We start from the raw sequence: 23,259 nt of genomic DNA, 5'->3' as shown, positions 1-23,259 counted from the left end.
AGTCGCGCCACAGGGCCGCCGGGACCGATGGGTTCCGGCGGCCCTGTGGCGTTCGGGCGGGAGCCCGGGCCGTGCTCAGGCGCTCCGCGCCGACAGGGTCAGGACGCGGCGGGCGCCCTCGACGACCGCCGCGTCGACGAAACGGCCGTCCGGGAGGGCCAGGGCGCCCTCCTCCGTCTGGGACGCCTTCACGACCTCCTCGGCCGCGGCGACCTCGTCGGGTGTGGGGAGGTAGGCCTGCTCGATGACCGGGAGCTGGCGGGGGTGGATCGCCGCCCGGCCGAGGAACCCCATGGCCCGGCCGCGCGCGCAGCCGGCCGCCAGGGAGTCCAGGTCGCGGATGTCGGGGTGGACCGACTGGATGGGCGGAGGGAGGGCCGCCGCGCGGGCGGCGACCACGAGACGGCCGCGCGACCAGTCGAGGCCGCAGTCGTCGCGTACCCCCAGGTCGGCGCGGAGGTCCGCCTCGCCGAGGGCGATGCCGTGGACGGAGGGATGGGCGGTGGCGATGGTGTACGCCCGCTCGACGGCGAGCGCGTTCTCCAGGAGCGCGTACAGGGGGAGGCCGGAGGTGACCTCGGCGATCCGGTGGATGTCAGTGGCGTGTGTCACCTTGGGAACACGGAGACCGCGGAGGCCCGGGAGGGGGGCCAGCGAGGGGATGTCGCGTGGGGAGTGGATGCGGACATGGATCGGTACGGGGTGGGGATCGGCGAGCAGATCGGCCGTGGCGGCCAGCGCGTACGCCTTGCGGTCCGGGGCCACCGCGTCCTCCAGATCGACGATCACCACGTCCGCGCCGGAGACCAGGGCCTTCTGGACGACGGCCGGGCGGTCCCCGGGGGCGTACAGCCAGGTGAGGGGGAAGTGCGTTCCGCTCATACGGCTCCTTCACCGCGTAGGGCGCCGATCTCGGCCGGAGTGAGGCCGAGCTCGGCGAGGACCTCGGCCGTGTCCGCGCCGTGCGGGCGCCCGGCCCAGCGGATCCCGCCGGGGGTCTCGGAGAGCCGGAAGAGGACGTTCTGCATACGGATCGGCCCCAGCTCGGGGTCGGGGACCTCCGTGACGGTGTCCAGGGCACGGAACTGCGGATCCTCCATCACGTCCCGGACGTCGTAGACGGGCGCGATCGCCGCCTCGGCCTTCTCGAAGGCGGCCATCGCCTCTTCGCGGGTGTGGCGGGCGATCCAGGTGCCGACCGCCTCGTCGAGTTCGTCCGCGTGGGCGGCCCGGCCCGCTCCGTCGGCGAACCAGGGCTCGTCGATCAGCTCGGGGCGGCCCACCAGCCGGAGCACGCGCTCGGCGATCGACTGGGCGGAGGTGGAGACGGCGACCCAGGAGTCGTCGGACGTGCGGTACGTGTTGCGGGGGGCGTTGTTGCGGGAGCGGTTTCCGGTGCGGGGCTGGACGTAACCGAGCTGGTCGTACCAGAGGGCGTGGGGGCCGATGACGGAGAGCATCGGTTCGATGATGGCCATGTCGACGACCTGGCCGCGGCCGGTGGCCGTCCTGGCGGTGAGCGCGGTCATCACCGCGTACGCCGTGGCCAGGGCGGCGATCGAGTCGGCGAGGCCGAAGGGGGGAAGGGTGGGCGGACCGTCCGGTTCGCCGGTGATGGCGGCGAAGCCGCTCATCGCCTCGGCCAGGGTGCCGAAGCCGGGACGGTGGGAGTACGGGCCGAACTGGCCGAAGCCGGTGACCCGGGCGAGGACGAGCCCGGGGTTGGCGGCGGACAGCTTCTCCCAGCCCAGACCCCAGCGTTCCAGGGTGCCGGGGCGGAAGTTCTCCACGATCACGTCCGCGTCGGCGGCCAGCCGCAGCAGGGTGTCCCGGCCGCCGGGGGAGGAGAGATCGAGGGTGATGGTCCGCTTGTTGCGGCCGAGGACCTTCCACCAGAGACCGACCCCGTCCTTGGCGGGTCCGTGACCGCGGGACGGATCGGGCTTGCGGGGATGCTCGACCTTGATGACGTCCGCGCCGAAGTCGCCGAGCATCATCGCCGCGAGCGGGCCGGCGAAGAGGGTGGCGAGATCCAGGACGCGCAGTCCTTCGAGGGGAGGTGCCGAGTCGGGGGTACGGGTGGTCATACGGCGTCGACCTCCTGGCCGTCGAGGGAGTCGTGGGCCGCGTCGATCTCGGGGCGGTACGGCATCGAGGACGAGGCGCCTTCGTGCTGGACGGAGAGCGCCGCCGCGGCCGAGGCCCAGGCCATGGCCTCGCGGACGGGCCGCCCCTCGCCGAGGGCGACGGCGAGCGCGCCCACGAAGGTGTCGCCCGCGGCGGTGGTGTCCACGGCGCGGACGCGGGGGGCGGGGACCGTGAACGGCTCGGTGCCGCGGGCGGCGTAGAGGGAGCCGGCCGCGCCGAGGGTGATGACCACCTCCGGGACCTGGGCGAGCAGGGCGGTGGCGGCGGAGCGCGGGTCGGCGACCCCGGTGAGCGCGGCTGCCTCGTGCTCGTTGGGCACCAAGAGGTCGGTGGCGGCGAGGAGTTCGGGAGGGAGGGGCTGTGCCGGTGCGGGGGTGAGGACGGTGCGGACCCCGAGGCGGCGGGCGGTGACGGCGCCCTCGACGACCACGGGGAGGGGGAGTTCGAGCTGGAGGAGCAGGGTTCCGGCGTTGGCGATCAGGGCCTCGTCGCCGTGGTCGAGGGAGGCGACGGTGCCGTTGGCGCCGGGGACGACGACGATCGCGTTGCCGCCCTCGTCGTCGACGACGATGTGCGCGGTGCCGGAGGGGCCTTCGACGGTGCGCAGCAGGTCGGTCTCGACCCCGGAGGCTTCGAGCGCCGCCCGGAGCCGTGTGCCGAAGTCGTCGGTGCCGACCGCGCCGATCATCGACACGTCGGCGCCGGCCCTGGCAGCGGCGACGGCCTGGTTGGCGCCCTTGCCGCCGGGGATCGTCCGGAACTCCCGTCCGGTGACGGTCTCGCCGAGCGCGGGGGCCCGGGGGACGAAGGCGACGAGGTCCATGTTGGTGCTGCCGAGCACCACGATGCTGGTCATGGGCGTACTGCCTCCAGATACGTCAGTTCGGCCAGGGTGTCGAAGCCGATGCCGTCGAAGGACGGGATCGAGGTGGAGAGCCGGTTCTTGAGGGGGGTGGTCCAGCGCTCGGGCAGCCGGTCGGGGTGACCGGCGAGGAGACCGGCGACGGAACCGGCCGTGGCGCCGTTGGAGTCGGTGTCCCAGCCGCCGGAGACCGCCGCGCAGATGGTGCGGGAGAAGTCGCCGTCGCCATGGGTGAGGGCGGCGGCGAGGAGGGCGGAGTTGGGGACGGCATGGACCCAGTGGTACCCGCCGAGGGAGGCGTGCAGCCGGTCCACGACGGCGGCGAAGTCGGGGGTCGTGCGGGCCGCCTCGATGCCGAGGCGGACGGCGCGCGCGAGCCGCGAGCGGGGCGGGACCACGGCGAGACCCGCGGCGAGGGCCCGGTGCACGTCGGCGGTGCCGCCCGCGGCGGCGGCGATCGTCGCGGCGACGAACCGGGCGCCGTGGACGCCGTTCGCGGTGTGGGTGAGCGCCGCGTCCCGGTGCGCCTGCTCGGCTGCGGCCCCGGGGTCGCCGGGGTTCGTCCAGCCGTGGACGTCGGCGCGGATCTGGGCGCCGATCCACTCGCGGAAGGGGTTGCGGTGGAGGGCGGTCAGCGGCGGCTCGATGCCGTCGAGGAGGTTGCGGTAGGCGACGCGCTCGGCGGTGAAGGTGCGGCCGGCGGGGAGTTCGTCGAGCCAGAGGCGCGCGACGTCGGCGGTGGAGAAGCCGCGGCCGTACCGCCGGAGGAGCAGCAGGTTGAGGAGGGGGTAGTTGAGGTCGTCGTCCTCGGGCATGCCGTCGATGTTCTCGGCGAGCGAGGTGGCCGCGGAGCGGCGGTTCCACGGATGGGCGGCGAGCAGCTCCGCCGGGACGCCGGCCGCGGTGAACCAGGTGGTGAGGGGCCAGTTGCCGGCGGCCCGGGCGAGGGCGCGGATGGCGGGGAGGGGGAGCTTCTCGACGGGCTTGCCGAGGAGACATCCGGCGGCGCGGCCGAGCCAGGCGGCGTGCAGCCGGTCGGGCAGGCGGCGGCCTCCCGCCACCCCGGGCCTTCCCGAATCCCCGGCCGGGCCGCCGGCTCCGGGCCCGTCCCCCCGGGATCGCGGCGCTTCGCGCGCGGGGATCCCCGGGGTGCTCGGAGGCGGGCTGCCGGGGGTGGGCCGGAGCTGCTCCTCCGGCGGGACGGGGGAGGCGACGGGCCCCGGCTCGTCGGGGTCGGGGGAAGGCAGGGCGGCGAGTTCGGAGAGAAGGGTGTCGGCCAGGGCACGGAGGTCCGGGCGCGGGGTCGGGGAGGCGCCGGCCGTCAGGGGGGCGGGGTGGCCGCCCGCCCGGTGCCAGCGGGCGGCGATGGCCGTCGCGTCGCGGCCGTCCTCCGCGGCCTGGCGGAGTTCGTGGCCGACGAGGTCCTCCGGCTGGACCCAGGTGACGCGCAGGTTCATCGGACGGCCGCGCTCGTGAGCGTCGCGTACGCGGACTCGTGGGCCCGGCGGCGCGCCGTGTCGCGGGCGAAGACCTCGTGGGCGACGGCCGTCAGCGCCCGCGCCGGGGCGTGCAGGTCCAGCCGGCTCGCCTCGGCGACCTGCTTCGCCCAGGCGGCCGGGACCGCGGACTCGCCGGCAAGGGCGCCGGCGATCGCGCCCGCCATCGTCGCGATCGAGTCGCAGTCCCGGCCGTAGTTGACCGCGCCCAGGACCGTACGCCGGTAGTCTCCGCCGCCGACGAGCAGCATCCCCAGGGCGATCGGGAGCTCCTCGATCGCGTGCAGCCGCGACGGGCGGCGCGCTCCGAGCGACGGGGCGCGGTAGTCGGGGCCGACCGTGTCGAACGGCGCCACCGCCTGGCGCAGAGGCGTGAGGGCCGACTCGAAGTCCGTGTACCGGGCGGCGACTTCGGCGACCGACTCGATCGCCGCGCGGGTGCCGTCCTTCGCCAGGGAGCCGGCGGCGGTCACGACCGAATCGGGGGTCGCGCCCGGCGCGCACGCCGCCGCCACGGCCGCCGCGAACACCCCCGCCGCCTCGCGGCCGTACGAGGACTGGTGCGGCGCCGCGATGTCCAGGGCCTCCGCGTACGCCGCCTCCGGGTGCGCCGCGTTGATCAGACCCACGGGCGCCATGTACATCGCCGCACCGCAGTTGACGATGTTTCCGCTGCCCGCCTCGCGCGGATCGACGTGGCCGTAGTGGAGTCGGGCCACCAGCCACTTCTCCGCCAGGAAGATCCGCTGGAGGGGGAGCGCCTCCGCCTCGAGTTCGGGGATCCAGACCGGGTTGCCGATGAGTTCGGGGACGAGGTGGTCCGCCACCGCGTACGCGTCGAGATGGTCACGCACCTTCTCGTACACCCTGATCAGGGCGTGGGTCATCAAGGTGTCGTCGGTGACGTGCCCGTCGCCCTTGTGGTACGGCGCGATGGGACGGGCCGTGCGCCAGGCGTCGCCGTTCCAGGGGCCGACGACGCCGGTGACCCGGCCGCCGTGGCGCTCGACGATCTGCTCGGGGGTGTAGCCCTCCACGGGGCCGCCGAGGGCGTCGCCGACGGCGGCCCCGAGGAGACTTCCGGTGATCCGGTCATCCAGTGTGGGAGTCATGTCGGAATTGTCCACCCGGCGTGGTCAGTTCCGTGTCTCCGAGCAGCCCGGCGAGTTCGACGAGATCCGTGCCCGCGAGGCGGGGGAGGGCGCAGCCGGCGAGTGTGCGACAGGCCTCCCGCCAGGTGGCGGGGAGGGCGTCGGCGCCGCCGAGCGCACCGGTGAGCGCGCCCGCGAGGGCGGGGGCGGAGTCCGCGACACGCGAGAGACAGGCGGCGGCGGGTACGGCCCCGGCCACCTCGCCGCGCGCCGCGAGGGCGAGGGCCAGCGCGACCGGGACGGTCTCGGCGGCGGCGATGCCGTAGCTGTAGACGTGGTCGACGATCTGGTGCTCCAGGAGGGGGACCAGCTCGAAGGCGCTCGTGGCGTTCCGGGCCATCTTCACCGCCTGCTGGGCGTTGCGGCCGATCTCGGTGGTGGGCGGGAGCTGGGCGAGGGCCGCCGCCACGGCCTCGTCGACGGTGGCACCGCCGAGGGCGGCGGCGACGGCGGCGGCCGTCGCGCGGGCGCCGTGGACGCCGTCGCCGTCCTGGGTGTACCGGGCGTCGAACTCGGCGAGTTCGGCGGCGGCGACCGGGTCTCCCGGGTGGACGATCGCGAGCACGGCGGCGCGGACGCAGGCGGCGTCGTCGAAGTAGTGCGGGTTGTCGTGGCCGGTGGCGGGGGGACGCAGCCCGGTGGCGAGGTTGCCGAGCCCGGCGCGTACGGAGATCCGGGCCCGCAGCGGCAGGACGGCGGACTCCACCTCGGGGGCGCGGTCGGCGGCGGCCGCGACCTGGCTCGCGAGGGAGTTCCAGGCGAGGTCGACGGCGGCGCGCAGGCGGCGCTCCGGTGGGAGCGTGGCGAAGAGGGGACCGGTGGCGGCGAGGACGGCCTCGGCGGTGAAGACCGCCCATTCGGCGTCGTCGGAGGGGCCGAGGCGGAGGGGTTCGGGCGGCTGGTTGAGGGCGATGGGGACGGGGAGGGTGGTGGTGGCGTTCTGTTCGGCGAAGGTGTCGAGCTCGCGGGTGAGGCGGCGGGTCCACTCGGGCATACGGGCGGCGCGGTGGCGGGCCGCGGGCCAGCCGGCGGCGTCGCCCGCGGCGAGGCCCAGGAGGAGGCCGGCGATCCTGGCGGGGCCGGGGCGTCCGCCCTGGGCGCCGGCCCCGGTTTCCCGGCCCTCCCGGCCGGCGCTCCGGTCCGGGACGCCTGTCTCCGTGGGCTGCGCCCACCCTCCCCCGGAGCTGCCTCTGGGCGGTGCCCCCTGCCCCGCGGAACGAAGGCCCACGGCTGCGGCCGCGCCGGCTGAGCCGTAGGTGCGGTGGGTGGGGTCCGTGGTGGTCATGCCGCCTCCTCCTCGTCCGCCGTCAGCAGGTCCGCGATGTCCAGGACGTGGTAGCCCCGCATCGACGGGAGGCAGCTGCCCGTCACCGGGGCGATCGCCGTCGCCCACTCCTCCGGGATCGCCGAGACGCCCGACGCGGCGCCCGCGAGCGCGCCCGCCACCGCCGCCGTCGTATCGGCGTCGCGGCCCATGTTGACCGCCATGAGGACCGCCGTACGGAAGTCGCCGCGGGCCGCCGCGAAGGCCCCGAACGCGAGACCCACCGCCTCCGGGGCGAGGTCCGTCCACGGGTAGCCGCCGATGACCACCGCCGAGCGGACCGCCCGCTCGCGGACCAGCGGATCGGGGTCCACCCGCTGGGCCGCCACCACCGCGCGGCGCATCGAGCGGGCCGTCCAGGAGTCCATCGGGACCACCGAGAGCGCCGCCGCGATGACCGAGGTCACCGATGCGCCTCCCATCGCCGCCGCGACGCCCGCCGCGACCGCCTGGCCGCCGTAGATGCCCTCGCCGTCGTGGCTCACGGTGCCGTCGATGGCGACCAGCCGGGCCGCCTCCGCCGGACGGCCCGCCGCGAAGACCCCGAACGGCGCGGCCCGCATCGCCAGACCGTCCGACCACGCGTGCCGGTGCTGAGCCGAGATGGGCGCGGCAAGGCCCCGCCGGAGGTTCTCCAGCGTGCCGCGCTCGCTGAAGCCCGCCCCGCGGAACGGTCCTTCGTCCAGGTCCGCGATCCAGTGGTGCCAGGCCCGTTCCACGTGCCGGACGGTCAGCGCCGAGCCGTGCCGGGCGAGCAGCAGCCCCGAGAAGATCGCGTACTCGGTGTCGTCCGTGCCGGACGGACGGTCCGTCACGAAGCCCTCGATCCGGCCCCAGCGGCGGCGGATCTCCGACGGGCGCATGTTCTCGGCCGGCGCGCCGAGCGCGTCTCCGACCGCGAGGCCGAGCAGTGCGCCCCGCGCGCGCTCGCGCGTATCGCATGCCGTCGTTGCCGTCTCGCTCACCATCTCGCACCCCTTTCACGGTTCCTGAATCTGTGCCACATCGGGAGGCGATGTCGTCGCAGAAACGTCTCTGTCACCCGGCTGACACCCCGCCAGAAGAGCAAGGTCAGCCTTACTAAGTACGGCCTGCCTTGCTGGCGCGCCCCTTACATCGGGCGTATTTTCGAGGGTGTTGGGGGCGGCGGGTGCGGCCCGGCCCGCCGGAGGAGACAGGGGAGAAGCATGTCCATCATCGAAGTCCAGGCACCACTGCACGAGGCCCACCGCGACAACCACACGCACCGCGATGTGAACGGCGGCTGGCTCCGTCCGGCGGTGTTCGGAGCCATGGACGGACTGGTCTCCAACCTCGCGCTGATGACCGGTGTCGCGGGAGGCGCGGTCTCCCAGCAGACCATCGTCATCACCGGCCTGGCAGGGCTCGCGGCCGGCGCCTTCTCCATGGCGGCCGGCGAGTACACCTCCGTCGCCTCGCAGCGCGAGCTCGTCCAGGCGGAACTGGACGTCGAGCGCCGTCAGTTGCGCAAGCACCCGGTCGACGAGATGGAGGAGCTCGCCGCGCTGTACGTGTCCCGCGGCGTCGAGCCCGCGCTCGCCCGCGAGGTCGCGATGCAGCTCTCCCGCGACCCGGAGCAGGCGCTGGAGATCCACGCCCGCGAGGAGCTGGGCATCGACCCCGACGACCTCCCGTCGCCGATGACCGCCGCCGTGTCGTCCTTCGCCTCGTTCGCGCTCGGCGCCCTGCTTCCCGTGCTGCCCTACCTGCTCGGCGCGAGCGCGCTGTGGCCGGCCGTGCTGCTGGCGCTCCTCGGGCTCTTCGGCTGCGGCGCACTGGTGGCCCGGGTGACGGCGCGCAGCTGGTGGTTCAGCGGACTGCGTCAGCTCGTGCTCGGTGGCGCCGCGGCGGCCCTCACGTACGGACTCGGCATGCTCTTCGGGGCGGCGCTCTGACCTCGTGGCCCTGCCCCCGGGTACCCCCTGGAAGGCCCTCGCCCTGCGGCGAGGGCCTTCCGCGTGCATGCTTGCTGTGACGTATATCCCCTGGGCGGATCGGCCGCCCGGTGAGACACTATGCACAGCGCGACATATGTAGCCGTTACCCGGCGGTTTCGAATGCATGACCACCGGGCATGAGGCGTAAGCGCCGCGGGCAATGAGGCCCGCTCTGCGTCGGGTCTGCCGACCCCCTTGAGAATCACCTCCAGACCCCACACTTCACGCGTGAACCACCATCACCGCTCCGTGTCAGCGGTGTCCGCATGTTGGAATGAGCTATCCACTTCGCGAGAAGCCAGCCATCATGTAACCTGCACGAAATTTCGCGGAGGGCCAACGTCGTCCCTCGGCAGCTGCTCCCCCAGACGTCGTCTGGGAGATGCCCCCAGCCACGACGACGACGGGAGAGCCGATGCGTTCCGACGCCTGGTCGCCCATGGACGGTCGCCCCGCTCCGCAGGGGATGTACGACCCCCGTAACGAACACGACGCCTGTGGTGTCGGGTTCGTGGCCACCCTGACCGGTGTTGCCAGCCACGCCCTGGTCGAGCAGGCGCTGACCGTACTGCGCAATCTCGAGCACCGCGGCGCCACCGGCTCCGAGCCCGACTCCGGAGACGGCGCCGGCATCCTGCTCCAGGTTCCGGACGCCTTCCTGCGCGAGGTCACCGACTTCGACCTCCCCGCCGCCGGCGCCTACGCCGTCGGAATCGCCTTCCTCCCTGCCGACGGCTCCGCACAGGCCGTCTCGCAGATCGAGACGATCGCGTCCGAGGAGGGTCTGAACGTCCTCGGCTGGCGCGAGGTCCCCGTCGCCCCCGAGCTGCTCGGCGCCTCCGCCCGCTCCACCATGCCGGTCTTCCGCCAGCTCTTCGTCGCTGGGGGTACCTCCCAGGCCGAAGGCTCTGGGGGAGGAACGAGCACGGGCATCGCGCTCGACCGCAAGGCGTTCGTGCTGCGCAAGCGCGCCGAGCGCGAGGCCGGGACGTACTTCCCGTCGCTCTCCGCCCGCACCATCGTCTACAAGGGCATGCTGACCACCGGCCAGCTGGAGCCCTTCTTCCCGGACCTGTCGGACCGCCGCTGCGCCACCGCCGTGGCCCTGGTCCACTCCCGGTTCTCCACCAACACCTTCCCGAGCTGGCCGCTCGCCCACCCGTACCGCTTCGTCGCGCACAACGGCGAGATCAACACGGTCAAGGGCAACCGCAACTGGATGACGGCCCGCGAGGCCCAGCTCGCCTCGGACGTCTTCGGCGAGGGCTCGCTGGAGCGGATCTTCCCGGTCTGCACCCCGGACGCCTCCGACTCCGCCTCCTTCGACGAGGTCCTGGAGCTGCTCCACCTCGGCGGCCGTTCGCTGCCGCACGCGGTCCTGATGATGGTCCCCGAGGCGTGGGAGAACCACGACTCCATGGACCCGGCCCGGCGCGCCTTCTACCAGTACCACTCCACGATGATGGAGCCCTGGGACGGCCCGGCCTGCGTCACCTTCACCGACGGCGTCCAGGTCGGCGCGGTCCTGGACCGCAACGGTCTGCGCCCCGGCCGCTACTGGGTCACCGACGAGGGCCTCGTCGTCCTCTCCTCCGAGGTCGGCGTCCTCGACATCGACCCCGCCAAGGTCGTCCGCAAGGGCCGCCTCCAGCCCGGCAAGATGTTCCTCGTCGACACCGCCGAGCACCGGATCATCGAGGACGACGAGATCAAGGCCGGCCTCGCCGCCGAGAAGCCGTACGCCGAGTGGCTGGAGACCGGGGAGATCGAGCTCTCCGACCTGCCCGAGCGCGAGCACATCGTGCACACCCACGCCTCGGTCACCCGCCGCCAGCAGACCTTCGGCTACACCGAGGAAGAGCTGCGCATCATCCTCGCCCCGATGGCCCGCACCGGCGGCGAGCCGCTCGGCTCCATGGGCACGGACTCGCCGATCGCGGCCCTGTCCGAGCGCCCCCGGCTGCTCTTCGACTACTTCACCCAGCTCTTCGCGCAGGTCACCAACCCGCCGCTGGACGCCATCCGCGAGGAGCTCGTCACCTCGCTGCACTCCTCGCTGGGCCCGCAGGGCAACCTGCTCGACCCGACCTCCGCGTCGTGCCGCAGCGTCACGCTGCCCTTCCCGGTGATCGACAACGACGAGCTGGCCAAGCTCATCCACATCAACGCCGACGGCGACATGCCCGGCATGAAGGCCGCGACCCTCTCCGGCCTGTACCGGGTCTCCGGCGGAGGCGACGCGCTCGCCGCCCGCATCGAGGAGATCTGCGCCGAGACCGACGCGGCGATCGAGGGCGGCGCCCACCTGCTCGTCCTCTCGGACCGCCACTCCGACGCCGAGCACGCGCCGATCCCGTCGCTGCTGCTCACCGCGGCCGTCCACCACCACCTCATCCGTACCAAGCAGCGCACCAAGGTGGGTCTGCTGGTCGAGGCCGGCGACGTCCGCGAGGTCCACCACGTGGCCCTCCTCATCGGCTACGGCGCCGCCGCCGTCAACCCGTACCTGGCGATGGAGACGGTCGAGGACCTGGTCCGCGCCGGCACCTTCATCGAGGGTCTGGAGCCCGAGCAGGCCATCCGGAACCTGATCTACGCCCTCGGCAAGGGCGTCCTCAAGGTCATGTCCAAGATGGGCATCTCGACCGTCGCCTCCTACCGCGGCGCCCAGGTCTTCGAGGCCGTCGGCCTCGACACCGCCTTCGTCGAGAAGTACTTCAACGGCACGGCCACCAAGATCGGCGGCGCCGGTCTGGACGTCGTCGCCAAGGAGGTCGCCGCCCGCCACGCCAAGGCGTACCCCGCCTCCGGCGTCCCCTCCGCGCACCGCGCGCTGGAGATCGGCGGCGAGTACCAGTGGCGCCGCGAGGGCGAGCCGCACCTGTTCGACCCGGAGACCGTCTTCCGCCTGCAGCACGCCACGCGCAACAAGCGGTACGACATCTTCAAGAAGTACACGGACCGGGTGAACGAGCAGTCCGAGCGCCTGATGACGCTCCGCGGGCTCTTCGGCTTCGCCGACCGGGAAGCGATCTCCATCGACGAGGTCGAGCCGGTCTCCGAGATCGTCAAGCGGTTCTCCACGGGCGCCATGTCCTACGGCTCCATCTCCCGCGAGGCGCACGAGACCCTCGCCATCGCCATGAACCAGCTGGGCGGCAAGTCCAACACCGGTGAGGGCGGCGAGGACCCGGAGCGCCTGTACGACCCGGCGCGCCGCTCCTCCATCAAGCAGGTCGCCTCCGGCCGCTTCGGTGTGACGAGCGAGTACCTGGTCAACGCGGACGACATCCAGATCAAGATGGCCCAGGGTGCCAAGCCCGGTGAGGGCGGCCAGCTGCCCGGCCACAAGGTCTACCCGTGGGTCGCCAAGACCCGGCACTCCACCCCGGGTGTCGGTCTGATCTCCCCGCCGCCGCACCACGACATCTACTCCATCGAGGACCTGGCTCAGCTGATCCATGACCTCAAGAACGCCAACCCGGCCGCGCGTATCCACGTGAAGCTGGTGTCGGAGGTCGGCGTCGGCACGGTCGCCGCCGGTGTCTCCAAGGCGCACGCGGACGTCGTCCTCATCTCCGGCCACGACGGCGGTACGGGCGCCTCCCCGCTCACCTCGCTGAAGCACGCGGGCGGTCCCTGGGAGCTCGGCCTCGCCGAGACCCAGCAGACGCTGCTGCTCAACGGCCTGCGCGACCGGATCGTCGTGCAGACCGACGGTCAGCTCAAGACCGGCCGTGACGTCGTCATCGCCGCGCTGCTCGGCGCCGAGGAGTTCGGTTTCGCGACCGCGCCGCTCGTCGTCTCCGGCTGCGTCATGATGCGCGTCTGCCACCTGGACACCTGCCCGGTCGGCATCGCCACACAGAACCCGGTCCTGCGCGACCGCTTCTCCGGCAAGGCCGAGTTCGTCGTGAACTTCTTCGAGTTCATCGCCGAGGAGGTCCGCGAGATCCTCGCCGAGCTGGGCTTCCGTACGCTCGAAGAGGCCGTCGGCCACGCCGAGCTGCTCGACACCAGCCGCGCCGTGACGCACTGGAAGGCGCAGGGCCTGGACCTGGCCCCGCTCTTCCACGTGCCCGAGCTGCCCGAGGGCGCGGTCCGCCACGCCCTGGTCGAGCAGGACCACGGTCTGGAGAAGGCCCTCGACAACGAGCTGATCGAGCTCGCCGCCGAGGCGCTGGGCGCGGCGACGGCCGAGGAGGCCCAGCCGGTCCGGGCCCAGGTCGCTATCCGCAACATCAACCGGACGGTCGGCACCATGCTCGGCCACGAGGTGACGAAGAAGTTCGGCGGCGCGGGTCTCCCGGCCGACACCATCGACATCACCTTCACCGGCTCCGCCGGCCAGTCGTTCGGCGCGTTCCTGCCGGCCGGTGTCACGCTCCGCCTGGAGGGCGACGCCAACGACTACGTCGGCAAGGGTCTCTCCGGCGGCCGTGTCGTGGTCCGCCCGGACCGCGGTGCCGACCACCTGGCCGAGTACTCGACGATCGCCGGCAACACCATCGCGTACGGCGCGACCGGCGGTGAGCTGTTCCTGCGGGGCCGCACCGGCGAGCGCTTCTGCGTCCGCAACTCCGGCGCGCTGGTCGTCTCGGAGGGCGTGGGCGACCACGGCTGCGAGTACATGACCGGCGGCACGGCGGTCGTCCTCGGCGAGACGGGCCGCAACTTCGCGGCCGGCATGTCGGGCGGCGTCGCGTACGTCGTCGACCTCGACCGGGACAACGTCAACTCCGGCAACCTGTCCGCCGTCGAGGCGCTCGACGACGCCGACCGGCAGTGGCTGCACGACGTCGTGCGCCGCCACCACGAGGAGACCGGTTCGACGGTCGCGGAGAAGCTCCTTGCCGACTGGTCCGCGAACGCGGAGCGCTTCAGCAAGATCATCCCGACCACGTACAAGGCAGTGCTCGCCGCCAAGGACGCCGCTGAGCTCGCCGGTCTCTCCGAGGCCGAGACCACCGAGAAGATGATGGAGGCGGCGACCCATGGCTGACCCCAAGGGCTTCCTGACCACCGGGCGCGAAGTCGCCAAGACCCGTCCGGTGGGCGAGCGCGTCAAGGACTTCAACGAGGTCTACGTCCCCGGCTCCCTGCTGCCGATCATCAGCAAGCAGGCCGGCCGGTGCATGGACTGCGGCATCCCGTTCTGCCACAACGGCTGCCCGCTCGGGAACCTGATCCCCGAGTGGAACGACTACGCCTACCGCGAGGACTGGGCGCAGGCGTCCGAGCGGCTGCACGCGACCAACAACTTCCCGGAGTTCACCGGGCGGCTCTGCCCGGCTCCGTGCGAGGCGGCGTGCGTGCTCGGCATCAACCAGCCGGCTGTCACCATCAAGAACGTCGAAGTCTCGATCATCGACAAGGCGTGGGACGGCAACGACGTCAAGCCGCAGGCGCCCGAGCGCCTGTCCGGCAAGACCGTCGCCGTCGTCGGCTCGGGCCCGGCCGGTCTGGCCGCGGCCCAGCAGCTCACGCGGGCCGGCCACACGGTCGCCGTCTTCGAGCGGGCCGACCGGATCGGCGGACTGCTGCGGTACGGCATCCCCGAGTTCAAGATGGAGAAGCGGCACATCAACCGCCGCATCGAGCAGATGCGCGCGGAGGGCACCAAGTTCCGTACGGGTGTCGAGATCGGCCGCGACATCACCGCGACGGACCTGCGCAAGCGGTACGACGCGGTGGTCATCGCCGCGGGCGCCACGACCGCCCGTGACCTGCCGGTCCCGGGCCGGGAGCTGTCCGGCATCCACCAGGCGATGGAGTACCTCCCGCTCGCCAACAAGGTCGTCGAGGGCGACTTCGTCACCGCGCCGATCACGGCCGAGGGCAAGCACGTGGTCGTCATCGGCGGCGGCGACACGGGCGCGGACTGCGTCGGCACCGCCCACCGCCAGGGCGCGGCCTCGGTCACACAGCTGGAGATCATGCCGCGACCGGGCGAGGAGCGGGTGGCCGGCCAGCCGTGGCCGACGTTCCCGATGCTGTACAAGGTCACCTCGGCGCACGAGGAGGGCGGCGAGCGGGTCTACTCCGTCTCCACCACCCACTTCGAGGGCGACGAGGACGGCAACGTCCAGTTCCTGCACCTGGTCGAGGTCGAGTTCGTCGAGGGCAAGCTGACGCAGAAGCCCGGCACGGAGCGGAAGATCCCGGCGCAGCTGGTGACGCTCGCGATGGGCTTCACCGGCACGGACGTCGAGAACGGCCTGGTCGGGCAGTTTGGTCTAGACCTCGATGAGCGGGGTAACATCGCCCGTGACGCGGACTTCGCCACCAACGTCGGTGGTGTGTTCGTGGCCGGTGACGCCGGCCGCGGCCAGTCGCTGATCGTCTGGGCGATCGCCGAGGGCCGCTCGGCCGCCCGCGGAGTCGACCGCTTCCTGACGGGTGCGAGCGACCTCCCGGCCCCGATCCGCCCGACGGACCGAGCCCTGACGGTCTGACCGTCCCGTCCCCAAGACGTCCCGTACAACGACGTACGGAACTGAGCGCGGCGCCCCCCGAATGTCCCCGACCGGACGACTGGGAGGGCGCCGCGGCGCGTTCCCCGGACGCCCCGGCGGGCCGCGCTCCCCGCGCTCGCCGCCCACGCCGACGCCCTGCGGAGCCGGGGCCCGCCCGGGACGACGGCCGGCCTATCCGCACAGGCCGGCGAGCCAGCCCGCGGCGCCCGCCAGGGCCGCGTCCGCCTCCGGCAGTACGCCGCGCGCCCCCAGGAAGCCGTGGAACGTCCCGGTGTGCAGCCGCACTTCGGCGCGGACCCCCGCCGAGGAGAGCCGGCGGGCGTAGGCCAGGCCCTCGTCCCGGAGGGGGTCGCAGTCCGCGAGGACCACGAGGGTCGGGGGAAGGCCGGTGAGGTCGGCCGCGAGGCCGGGGGAGGCGGCGACCGGGTCGCCGGCCGGGCCCACGTACTGCTCCCAGTACCAGCGCATGTGGGCCGTGGTGTGGAAGAAGCCCTCGGCGTACGCCTCCGCCGAGACGGAGTCGAGCCGGTGGTCGAGGGCCGGGTAGAAGAGGAGCTGGCCCGCGACCGGTGGGCCGCCCCCGTCCCGGGCGCGCAGGGCCGCGCCCGCCGCGAGGTTGGCGCCGCTGGAGTCGCCCGCCAGGATCAGGGGGCCTCCGTACCGGGCGGCGGCCCACTCCAGGACCGCGTACACATCGTCCTCGGCGGCCGGGAAGCGGTGCTCGGGGGCGCGCCGGTAGTCCACGGAGACCACCGGGACCCCTGCCAGGACCGCCAGTTCACGGCAGAGCCCGTCGTGCGTGTCGAGGTCGCACAGCACCCACCCCCCGCCATGGGCGAAGACCACGACGGGCCGGGAGCCGGGCCCGGGACCCGGCCCGGCGCCGTACAGGCGTACGCGGACGCCGTTCGCCGTCGTCTCGTGCCGTGGCGGGGCGTCCCGTACGCCCGCCCGGGCCGCCGCCCGCAGTGCCCGGGGCGAGCCCGGGGGCGGGAAGGCCGCCGACATCGCCTCGCAGAGCGCCCGGGCCGCCGGTGTCAGGGGGTCGGTCACCGGGCCGCCCCTTCCCGCGCGCGGAAGTGCGGGATGACCCGTTCGCCCCACTGCCGGATGGTCTCCATGCAGACCTCCTGCGGGACCGTGCCCATCTGGATCAGGCACATCACCTCGTCCACACCGATCTCGCGCAGCCGCTCGACGTAGGCGATCGCGGTGTCGGCGTCCCCGTAGGCGTGGTCGGGGTTGTACGGGCCGGTGTCGACCGGGCGGGCCGGGACGTTCGCCTCGTGGAGCCGGGCGACCAGCTCCTCGCGGCGCCGTTCGAGGGCGGCCGTGTGGTCGTCGTCCTCGGCGTAGCCGGTGGGGGCCGGGGCGCCGCCGTACCAGTGGGCGATCGACTCGGCGAAGAAACGCTGGCCGCGCGTGCCGAGGCGCAACGCGCGCTCCGCGTCGTCCAGGACGACCGTGGGGCAGAGTGCCGAGAAGTGGTCGTTGACCTCGGTGGAGACGAGCCGCGAGCCGTCGCGGACGGCGATGGCGTCGTCGTACACCTTCCGCATCGCACGGACGTCGTCCGCGCCCGCGAACCCCAGCACCAGTGCTCCGATGCCGAGTTCGGCGGCGAGCCTGAGGGTGTCGTGCTTCGAGCACGCCATGAAGAGCGGCGGGTGCGGGTCCTGCACGGGGCGGGGGAGGACGGCACCCGGGCCGATGTCGATCGATCCGTGCCACTCGAACCGCTCCTCGCGCCAGGCTCCGGAGAAGATCCGCAGGGCCTCCTCCATCTGCGGATACGTGTCCTCCTGGCGCACGCCGTACATGCGCATCTCCTGGCGGGTCGCTCCCCGGCCCGCGCCGATGTCCACCCGGCCGCCGCTGAGGACGTCGAGCATGGCGGCGCGCTCGGCCACCCGTACCGGGTGCTGGTAGCCGAACGGCATGGTGACGACGCCGTGGCCGATCCGGATGCGCTCGGTGCGGGCGGCGACCCAGGAGAGGAAGACCTCGGACGCGCTCATGTGCGCGTACTGGGTGAGGGAGTGGTGTTCGACGGCCCAGACGCGGTCGAAGCCCATCTTCTCCGCGTGGACGGCCTGTTCGACGCAGTCGTGGATGACCTGGCGTTCACGTTCGGGGGTCGGGTCGACGAGCTGGGCCTCGAAGATCATGGAGAACTTCACGGTGAACTCCTCTATGCCGAATAGAAATACTTCTAGCAGGCATAGGTGCGGTGCGGAAGGGAGTCGTAGACTTCGGTCCGTGGCGGACGAGACGACGGCGGAGCGGAGTGGAGAGCCGGAGAACCCCCGGTTCCCGGCGACCAGTTGGGCGGTGCTCGGACTGCTCTCCTTCGGTCGGGAGCTGTCCGGCTACGACCTCAAGAAGTGGGCCGACCAGTCGCTGCGCTTCTTCTACTGGAGCCCGTCGTTCAGCCAGATCTACAGCGAGCTGAAGCGCCTGGAGCAGGCCGGCTTCGCCACCTCGCGGACGGTCGCCCAGGAGACCGGGAGCCGTGACAAGCGGGTCTACCGGATCACGGACGAGGGGATGACCGCCGTCCGTACCTGGGCCCGCACCGCGGCCGTCGACCCGCCGGTGCTCAAGCACGGCCCCATGCTCAGGCTCTGGCTCGGGCATCTCCTCGAACCCGGGCAGATGCGTGACGTCCTCGCCCGGCACCGGGAGTTCGCCGAGTCGATGCGCCTGCGCGCGGAGGCCGACGTGGAGGGCGCGAAGGACGAGGAGGCCTGGGAGTACCCCATGCTCACCCTCACCTGGGCCGAGCGGTACTACGCCGCCGAGCGCGATCTGGCGGACGCCATGCTCGCGGACATCGAGGACCTGCGGAAGAGGAGACTGTGATGACGACAGAGACCGAGCAGTGGTGGGCCGAGGGCGAGCGGATCACGCTCACCGTCTCCGGCGCCCCGCGTGAGGTGTTCGTCCGCCGGGCCGGCAGCGGACCCGTGATGACGCTCCTCCACGGGTTCCCCAGCTCGTCGCACGACTGGGCACGGGCGGCACCCGCTCTCGCCGCCCGCCACACCCTCCTCATGCCGGACTTCCTCGGCTTCGGCGCGAGCGAGAAGCCGGCCGGCCACACGTACTCGATCCACGAACAGGCCGACCTGGTGGCCGCGTTGTGGCAGCACGAAGCGGTGCGCTCGACGCATCTCGTGGCCCACGACTACGGCACCACCGTGGCCCAGGAACTCGTCGCGCGCCGCGCCGAGGGGGCGTCGAAGAGCGAGATCACGAGCCTGACGCTGCTGAACGGCGGCATCTACCCCGAACTCCACCGGCCGGAACCGGCCCAGTCCGCGCTGCTCGACCCCGAGCTCGGCCCGCAGCTCAGCGCATCCCTGAGCGCCGAACTCCTCGCCGCCGCCCTCGCCCCGACGTTCGCCGAGGGGTACGACGCGAGCGCCGACGTGGCCGCGATGTGGCAGGGCCTCAGCCGTGACGACGGCCACCGCAACGCCCATCTCCTGATCCGGTACATCGACGACCGGACCGCGCACCGCGACCGCTGGGTCGGGGCCATGGAGACCGGCGACCTGCCCAAGGCGTTCGTCTGGGGCCTGCTGGACCCCATTTCGGGGGCCCACATCGCCGAGCGGATCGCCGAGCGCATGCCGGACGCGGCGCTCCACGCCCTGGCCGACGTCGGCCACTGGCCCCCGCTGGAGGCTCCGGACCGCGTCGCCTCGCTGATCCTCGCCGCGACGGGGCACCGGTGACGGCCGCGACGGGTGACCGGTGACACCGGCCCCTGGAACACGTGCGGCGCCGCGGGGCTGATCACGTACGCTCGGGAGTCCATGCGGGAGGAGTCCGCGCGGCAGCGGTCCGCGCGGGTCCTGGGGAGGGGAGCCGTCCATGGCACTGAGTCTGCGCAAGGTCGAGGAGACCGCACCGGCGCTGGTGAGTCTCTACAAGTCGGCGGGGGTCTCCCTGCGCAAGCACGGCCTGGACGGGCAGCGCGTCGCCGTCTATCTCGTACTCGACTACTCGGGCTCGATGAAGCCGTACTACAAGGACGGCAGTGTCCAGGCGCTGGCCGACCGGGTGCTGGGTCTCTCGGCCAACCTGGACGACGACGGGCGGGTGCCCGTGGTCTTCTTCTCCACCGACATCGACGCCGAGACCGACATCGAACTCGCCGACCACCAGGGGCGGATCGACCGGATCGTCGCCGGGCTCGGCCACATGGGCAAGACCAGCTACCACCTGGCGATGGACGCGGTCATCGACCACTACCTCGACAGCGGCGCCACCGCGCCCGCGCTCGTCGTCTTCCAGACCGACGGCGGACCGATCAACAAACTGGCCGCCGAGCGGTACGTCTGCAAGGCGGCGAAGCTGCCGCTCTTCTGGCAGTTCATCGGCTTCGGCGACCCCGGCAGCCGGCAGTTCGAATTCCTGCGCAAGCTCGACGAGCTGGCCGTACCGGAAAGGCGGCTCGTCGACAACGCCGGGTTCTTCCACGCCGGGACGGACCCGCGCAGGGTCCCGGACGCCGAGCTGTACGACCGGCTCGTCTCCGAGTTCCCCGCCTGGCTCTCCTCGGCCCGGGCCGCCGCCATCGTCCGCCCGTGAGGCGCCGGCAGCCCGGGAACCGCGGAAAACCCGCTGGTTCGCGCGGTGTTGACCGGGCGATAGTGGCAGCATGGCATCTCTTGTGCGACACGTGACGTTCGACTGCTCCGACGCGTACGGTCTGGCGACCTTCTGGGCCGAGGTCCTGGACGGAAAGGTCTCCGACGAGGACGCACCCGGTGACCCCGAGGCGCTGGTCCACTCCGCGGCGGCGGATCTGCTCTTCGTCCAGGTGCCCGAGGGGAAGACGGTCAAGAACCGGGTCCATCTGGACCTGCGGCCGGAGGACCGCAGCAGGGACGCGGAGGTCGAGCGGCTGCTGGCCGTCGGCGCCACGATGGTCGGCGACCACCGGAACGCGGACGGTACGGGCTGGGCCACGCTGGCCGACCCCGAGGGCAACGAGTTCTGCGTGGAGCGGTCGGCCGCCGAGCGCGGGGAGTAGCCGGATCCGGAGGTCGGGGCCGCCGTCGTCCCGGTCCGGACGGCGAGTGATCCGGACCGCGGAGTAATCCAGACAGAAGGTGTCGGGAATCCGGTGTTTCCTGGAGTCATGGGAGACACCGGAACCGCAAGCACCTGGGCGGCCTTCGAGGCCGCCGAGCCCGCATTCGCCACGACCGTCCGCGAACGCTTCGGGCAGTACACCCACCACGCGCTCGCCACCGTACGGAAGGACGGCTCGCCGCGGCTCAGCGGCATCGAGGCCGACTTCCGCTGGGACGAGCTCTGGCTCGGCATGATGCCGAACTCCCGCAAGGCGCTCGATCTCCGTCGCGACGGCCGGTTCGCGCTCCTCGCCAACCCGGGCTCGGGGACGGACATGGGCGGCGGCGACGTCCGGATCTCCGGCCGTGCCGTCGAGGTCACCGATCCGGCCGGGCTGGAGCGGTACGCGCAGGCCGTGGGCATGCCGCTGCCGTTCCATGTCTTCCGGGTGGAGGTGACGGAGGTGGTCCGCACCGTCGTCGAGGGCGACGACCTGGTCGTCCGCACCTGGTCGCCGGGGCGAAGGGTGCGGACGATCCGGCGCGGTACGGACGACAGCCCGCCGCTCGAAGCGTCATGAGCCGCCGTACGCGCCGAGGACACGGGCCCGGCACCAGGACGGTGTGCCCCAGGCGTCCCTGAGCGGCCGGGCCTTGCGGAGCCAGAGGGAGAGGTCGAGCTCCTCGGTGTAGCCGACGGCGCCATGGATCTGCAGGGCCGTCCGGGCGGCGGTGTAGGCGGCCTCGCCGGCCGTGACCTTGGCGGCCGCGAGATCGGTGCCCGCGAAGGTGAGCGCCGCTCCGACGACCAGGGGGCGGGCGAACTCCAGCGCGATCAGGGTGTCGGCCAGCCGGTGCTTGACCGCCTGGAAGGAGCCGATCTCCGTGCCGAACTGCCGGCGCTGCTTCGCGTACGCCACGGTCCGGTCGAGCAGCGTCAGGCCGACGCCGAGCGCCTGGGCGGCGGTCGCCAGCACGGCCCAGTCCCGGGCGTGCGCGACGGCGGCGGTGACGGCGGGCCCCGCGGCCAGCACCTCCCCGCCGGGCGCGGGCCGGGCGAACCGGCGCGCGGGATCTGCGGAGACGCGTACGCCCTCGTGGCCGTGGGCGATCCGGAGCACGTCCGCCTCGACGACGAGGACCAGGTCGGCGCGGTCCGCGTCCAGGGCGGCGCCCCGGGGCGGGGCGGGCGGCGCGTCCGTCGCCAGCGTCGCGATCGTCCCGCCCGCGGCGATCCCCGGGAGCAGGCGCTTCGCGGGACCGTCGGCGCCCCGCCGCGCCAGCTCCGCGAGCAGCGCCGAGGCCGCCACCGTCTCGACCACCGGGCCGGGCACCCCGTGCCGGCCCAACTCCACGAACGCCGTGACCAGTTCGACCGGCAGCGGACCCACGCCCTCGTACGGCTCCGGTACCGCGAGCGCGAAGACGCCCGCCTCCGCGAGGCGGGACCACAGGGCGCGGCCCGGGGACGGATCGTCCGCCGCCCAGGCCCGTACCGCCGTCGGCGTCGCCGCCGCCGTCAGCATCGCGTCCAGCGAGCGCGCGAAGGCGCGCTGCTCCTCCGTCGCCAGGATCCGCATCAGCGCCGCCCCTTCGGCAGGCCGAGCAGCCGCTCGGCGATGATGTCGCGCTGGATCTCGTTCGTGCCGGCGTAGATCGGGCCCGCGAGGGAGAAGACGTACCCCTCGCCCCACGCGCCGTCCGCCGACTCCGCCTCGTCGCCCAGCAGATCGAGCGCCGTCTCGTGCAGCGCGATGTCGTACTCCGACCAGAAGACCTTGTTCAGGCTCGACTCCGCCCCGATCGTCGCCCCTGCCGCGAACCGTGCGGCGGCGCCCGCCGTGAAGAGCTGGTACGCCCGGGCCCCGATCACCGCGTCGGCGACCCGGTCGCGCAGCCCCGGGTCGCGGGGCCCGGCGTCGAGCGGCCCCGAATCCTCCTCGCCCTCGCGCCAGAGCCGCACGAGCCGGTCGGCGGCGGCGAGGAAACGGCCGGGGGAGCGGAGCATCAGCCCGCGTTCGTTGCCGGTCGTGGACATCGCGATCCGCCAGCCCTGGCCGGGCTCCCCGATCACGTCCTCGTCCGGCACGAAGACCTCGTCGAGGAAGAGCTCGGCGAACGCCGGCTTCCCGTCGAGCCGCCCGATCGGGCGGACCGTCACCCCCGGCGCCCGCAGGTCGAACATCAGATACGTCAGCCCCCGGTGCGGCCGTGCGGGGTCCGTCTGCGGGTCGGTACGGAAGATGCCGAACGCCCGGTCGGCGAAGGCCGCGCGCGAGGACCAGGTCTTCTGCCCGGACAGCAGCCAGCCGCCCGGCGTCCGTACCGCGCGCGAGGTCAGGGAGGCCAGGTCGGAGCCGGACTCCGGCTCCGACCAGGCCTGCGCCCAGACGACCTCGCCGGTCGCCATCGACGGCAGCACGCGGGCCCGCTGCTCCTCCGTGGCGTGGTCGAAGAGGGTCGGGGCGAGGAGGCTGATGCCGTTCTGCGTGACCCGGCCGGGTGCCCCCGCCGCGTAGTACTCCTCCTCGAAGACCAGCCACCGGAAGATGTCGGCGTCCCGGCCGCCGTACCGCTCGGGCCAGGAGACGACCGACCAGCGGCCGCCGGCCAGCTCGGCCTCCCAGGCGCGGTGCGCGGCGAAGCCCTCCTCGGTCTCCAGGGAGGGCAGCGGCTCGGCGGGCACGTGGGCCCGCAGCCACTCCCGGGCCTCCGCGCGGAAGGCGTCCTCCTCGGCGCTGCAGGACGGGTCCATCG

19 protein-coding genes are annotated in these 23,259 nt (G+C 73.1%); 8 read left to right on the top strand and 11 right to left on the bottom strand.

Features of this window, described 5'->3' with window-relative positions:
• Positions 1-75 precede the first annotated feature (75 nt).
• The 7 genes from ACFVGW_RS07435 to ACFVGW_RS07405 are packed head-to-tail and all read right to left on the bottom strand — an operon-like array spanning position 76 to position 7,949.
• Positions 76-882, bottom strand: a complete 807-nt coding sequence (locus ACFVGW_RS07435) for an aldolase/citrate lyase family protein (protein ID WP_352186399.1) — start codon at positions 880-882, stop codon at positions 76-78.
• Positions 879-2,087 (bottom strand): CaiB/BaiF CoA transferase family protein, encoded by a 1,209-nt coding sequence (locus ACFVGW_RS07430; RefSeq protein ID WP_385851183.1) that lies wholly within the window; start codon positions 2,085-2,087, stop codon positions 879-881. The genes ACFVGW_RS07435 and ACFVGW_RS07430 overlap by 4 nt, the downstream gene beginning before the upstream one ends.
• Positions 2,084-3,004 carry a ribokinase gene (gene rbsK / locus ACFVGW_RS07425; RefSeq protein WP_385851182.1) on the bottom strand — a complete coding sequence of 307 codons (921 nt, stop codon included), beginning with the start codon at positions 3,002-3,004 and terminating at the stop codon, positions 2,084-2,086. Before rbsK ends, ACFVGW_RS07430 begins: the two co-directional genes overlap by 4 nt.
• Positions 3,001-4,467, bottom strand: a complete 1,467-nt coding sequence (locus ACFVGW_RS07420) for an ADP-ribosylglycohydrolase family protein (protein ID WP_385851181.1) — start codon at positions 4,465-4,467, stop codon at positions 3,001-3,003. The genes rbsK and ACFVGW_RS07420 overlap by 4 nt, the downstream gene beginning before the upstream one ends.
• Positions 4,464-5,618, bottom strand: a complete 1,155-nt coding sequence (locus tag ACFVGW_RS07415; RefSeq protein WP_385851180.1) for an ADP-ribosylglycohydrolase family protein — start codon at positions 5,616-5,618, stop codon at positions 4,464-4,466. Before ACFVGW_RS07415 ends, ACFVGW_RS07420 begins: the two co-directional genes overlap by 4 nt.
• Positions 5,599-6,942 carry an ADP-ribosylglycohydrolase family protein gene (locus tag ACFVGW_RS07410; RefSeq protein ID WP_385851179.1) on the bottom strand — a complete coding sequence of 448 codons (1,344 nt, stop codon included), beginning with the start codon at positions 6,940-6,942 and terminating at the stop codon, positions 5,599-5,601. The genes ACFVGW_RS07415 and ACFVGW_RS07410 overlap by 20 nt, the downstream gene beginning before the upstream one ends.
• Positions 6,939-7,949, bottom strand: a complete 1,011-nt coding sequence (locus ACFVGW_RS07405; protein ID WP_385851178.1) for an ADP-ribosylglycohydrolase family protein — start codon at positions 7,947-7,949, stop codon at positions 6,939-6,941. Before ACFVGW_RS07405 ends, ACFVGW_RS07410 begins: the two co-directional genes overlap by 4 nt.
• A gap of 219 nt (positions 7,950-8,168) precedes the next feature.
• Here ACFVGW_RS07405 and ACFVGW_RS07400 point away from each other — a divergent pair, with 219 nt between their 5' ends.
• The 3 genes from ACFVGW_RS07400 to ACFVGW_RS07390 all read left to right on the top strand — a co-directional run bounded on the left by ACFVGW_RS07400 (position 8,169) and on the right by ACFVGW_RS07390 (position 15,394).
• Positions 8,169-8,897 carry a VIT1/CCC1 transporter family protein gene (locus tag ACFVGW_RS07400; protein WP_352186392.1) on the top strand — a complete coding sequence of 243 codons (729 nt, stop codon included), beginning with the start codon at positions 8,169-8,171 and terminating at the stop codon, positions 8,895-8,897.
• Between the two features lie 457 nt (positions 8,898-9,354).
• The gene (gene gltB / locus ACFVGW_RS07395) at positions 9,355-13,941 is read left to right on the top strand and encodes a glutamate synthase large subunit (RefSeq protein ID WP_385851177.1); all 4,587 of its coding nucleotides are present in this window, start codon (positions 9,355-9,357) and stop codon (positions 13,939-13,941) included.
• Positions 13,934-15,394 (top strand): glutamate synthase subunit beta, encoded by a 1,461-nt coding sequence (locus tag ACFVGW_RS07390; RefSeq protein WP_383221274.1) that lies wholly within the window; start codon positions 13,934-13,936, stop codon positions 15,392-15,394. Before gltB ends, ACFVGW_RS07390 begins: the two co-directional genes overlap by 8 nt.
• A 192-nt stretch (positions 15,395-15,586) precedes the next feature.
• On the opposite strand, the gene ACFVGW_RS07385 is transcribed toward ACFVGW_RS07390, so the two are convergent.
• Positions 15,587-16,468, bottom strand: coding sequence for an alpha/beta hydrolase (locus tag ACFVGW_RS07385; protein ID WP_385851176.1), 882 nt, complete (start codon positions 16,466-16,468; stop codon positions 15,587-15,589).
• Positions 16,465-17,595, bottom strand: coding sequence for an LLM class flavin-dependent oxidoreductase (locus ACFVGW_RS07380; protein ID WP_385851175.1), 1,131 nt, complete (start codon positions 17,593-17,595; stop codon positions 16,465-16,467). The genes ACFVGW_RS07385 and ACFVGW_RS07380 overlap by 4 nt, the downstream gene beginning before the upstream one ends.
• 79 nt (positions 17,596-17,674) lie before the next feature.
• Here ACFVGW_RS07380 and ACFVGW_RS07375 point away from each other — a divergent pair, with 79 nt between their 5' ends.
• The 5 genes from ACFVGW_RS07375 (at position 17,675) to ACFVGW_RS07355 (ending at position 21,083) form a co-directional block, all read left to right on the top strand.
• Positions 17,675-18,277 carry a PadR family transcriptional regulator gene (locus tag ACFVGW_RS07375; protein ID WP_385851174.1) on the top strand — a complete coding sequence of 201 codons (603 nt, stop codon included), beginning with the start codon at positions 17,675-17,677 and terminating at the stop codon, positions 18,275-18,277.
• A complete protein-coding gene (locus tag ACFVGW_RS07370; RefSeq protein WP_385851173.1) occupies positions 18,277-19,155 on the top strand; it encodes an alpha/beta fold hydrolase in 879 nt (292 codons plus the stop codon). The genes ACFVGW_RS07375 and ACFVGW_RS07370 overlap by 1 nt, the downstream gene beginning before the upstream one ends.
• Before the next feature lie 139 nt (positions 19,156-19,294).
• Positions 19,295-20,014, top strand: a complete 720-nt coding sequence (locus ACFVGW_RS07365; protein ID WP_385851172.1) for a vWA domain-containing protein — start codon at positions 19,295-19,297, stop codon at positions 20,012-20,014.
• Positions 20,015-20,084: 70 nt separating this feature from the next.
• Positions 20,085-20,459 carry a VOC family protein gene (locus tag ACFVGW_RS07360; protein ID WP_383292765.1) on the top strand — a complete coding sequence of 125 codons (375 nt, stop codon included), beginning with the start codon at positions 20,085-20,087 and terminating at the stop codon, positions 20,457-20,459.
• 108 nt (positions 20,460-20,567) lie between these two features.
• The gene (locus ACFVGW_RS07355; protein WP_385851171.1) at positions 20,568-21,083 is read left to right on the top strand and encodes a pyridoxamine 5'-phosphate oxidase family protein; all 516 of its coding nucleotides are present in this window, start codon (positions 20,568-20,570) and stop codon (positions 21,081-21,083) included.
• Here ACFVGW_RS07355 and ACFVGW_RS07350 read toward each other — a convergent pair.
• Positions 21,078-22,082 (bottom strand): acyl-CoA dehydrogenase family protein, encoded by a 1,005-nt coding sequence (locus tag ACFVGW_RS07350; RefSeq protein WP_385851170.1) that lies wholly within the window; start codon positions 22,080-22,082, stop codon positions 21,078-21,080. The genes ACFVGW_RS07355 and ACFVGW_RS07350 overlap by 6 nt on opposite strands.
• Complete coding sequence (locus ACFVGW_RS07345) at positions 22,082-23,257, bottom strand: acyl-CoA dehydrogenase family protein (protein ID WP_385851169.1); 1,176 nt, start codon at positions 23,255-23,257, stop codon at positions 22,082-22,084. Before ACFVGW_RS07345 ends, ACFVGW_RS07350 begins: the two co-directional genes overlap by 1 nt.
• Positions 23,258-23,259 lie beyond the last annotated feature (2 nt).

Origin of the sequence: Streptomyces sp. NPDC127129 (assembly GCF_042671585.1) — a bacterium.
Classification (GTDB): Bacteria; Actinomycetota; Actinomycetes; order Streptomycetales; family Streptomycetaceae; genus Streptomyces.
Note: the sequence above shows the minus strand (reverse complement) of the source record. Positions and strands in the feature narration are given on the sequence as shown.

What these genes read in the sequence shown, in the direction of transcription:
- ACFVGW_RS07430 (WP_385851183.1), bottom strand. Translation starts at nt 2,087, where the DNA reads ATGACCACCCGTACCCCCGACTCGGCACCTCCCCTCGAAGGACTGCGC.
- ACFVGW_RS07355 (WP_385851171.1), top strand. Translation starts at nt 20,568, where the DNA reads ATGGGAGACACCGGAACCGCAAGCACCTGGGCGGCCTTCGAGGCCGCC.
- ACFVGW_RS07390 (WP_383221274.1), top strand. Translation starts at nt 13,934, where the DNA reads ATGGCTGACCCCAAGGGCTTCCTGACCACCGGGCGCGAAGTCGCCAAG.
- ACFVGW_RS07420 (WP_385851181.1), bottom strand. Translation starts at nt 4,467, where the DNA reads ATGAACCTGCGCGTCACCTGGGTCCAGCCGGAGGACCTCGTCGGCCAC.
- ACFVGW_RS07350 (WP_385851170.1), bottom strand. Translation starts at nt 22,082, where the DNA reads ATGCGGATCCTGGCGACGGAGGAGCAGCGCGCCTTCGCGCGCTCGCTG.
- ACFVGW_RS07410 (WP_385851179.1), bottom strand. Translation starts at nt 6,942, where the DNA reads ATGACCACCACGGACCCCACCCACCGCACCTACGGCTCAGCCGGCGCG.
- ACFVGW_RS07345 (WP_385851169.1), bottom strand. Translation starts at nt 23,257, where the DNA reads ATGGACCCGTCCTGCAGCGCCGAGGAGGACGCCTTCCGCGCGGAGGCC.
- ACFVGW_RS07415 (WP_385851180.1), bottom strand. Translation starts at nt 5,618, where the DNA reads ATGACTCCCACACTGGATGACCGGATCACCGGAAGTCTCCTCGGGGCC.
- gltB (WP_385851177.1), top strand. Translation starts at nt 9,355, where the DNA reads ATGCGTTCCGACGCCTGGTCGCCCATGGACGGTCGCCCCGCTCCGCAG.
- ACFVGW_RS07435 (WP_352186399.1), bottom strand. Translation starts at nt 882, where the DNA reads ATGAGCGGAACGCACTTCCCCCTCACCTGGCTGTACGCCCCCGGGGAC.
- ACFVGW_RS07360 (WP_383292765.1), top strand. Translation starts at nt 20,085, where the DNA reads ATGGCATCTCTTGTGCGACACGTGACGTTCGACTGCTCCGACGCGTAC.
- rbsK (WP_385851182.1), bottom strand. Translation starts at nt 3,004, where the DNA reads ATGACCAGCATCGTGGTGCTCGGCAGCACCAACATGGACCTCGTCGCC.
- ACFVGW_RS07370 (WP_385851173.1), top strand. Translation starts at nt 18,277, where the DNA reads ATGACGACAGAGACCGAGCAGTGGTGGGCCGAGGGCGAGCGGATCACG.
- ACFVGW_RS07400 (WP_352186392.1), top strand. Translation starts at nt 8,169, where the DNA reads ATGTCCATCATCGAAGTCCAGGCACCACTGCACGAGGCCCACCGCGAC.
- ACFVGW_RS07405 (WP_385851178.1), bottom strand. Translation starts at nt 7,949, where the DNA reads ATGGTGAGCGAGACGGCAACGACGGCATGCGATACGCGCGAGCGCGCG.
- ACFVGW_RS07365 (WP_385851172.1), top strand. Translation starts at nt 19,295, where the DNA reads ATGGCACTGAGTCTGCGCAAGGTCGAGGAGACCGCACCGGCGCTGGTG.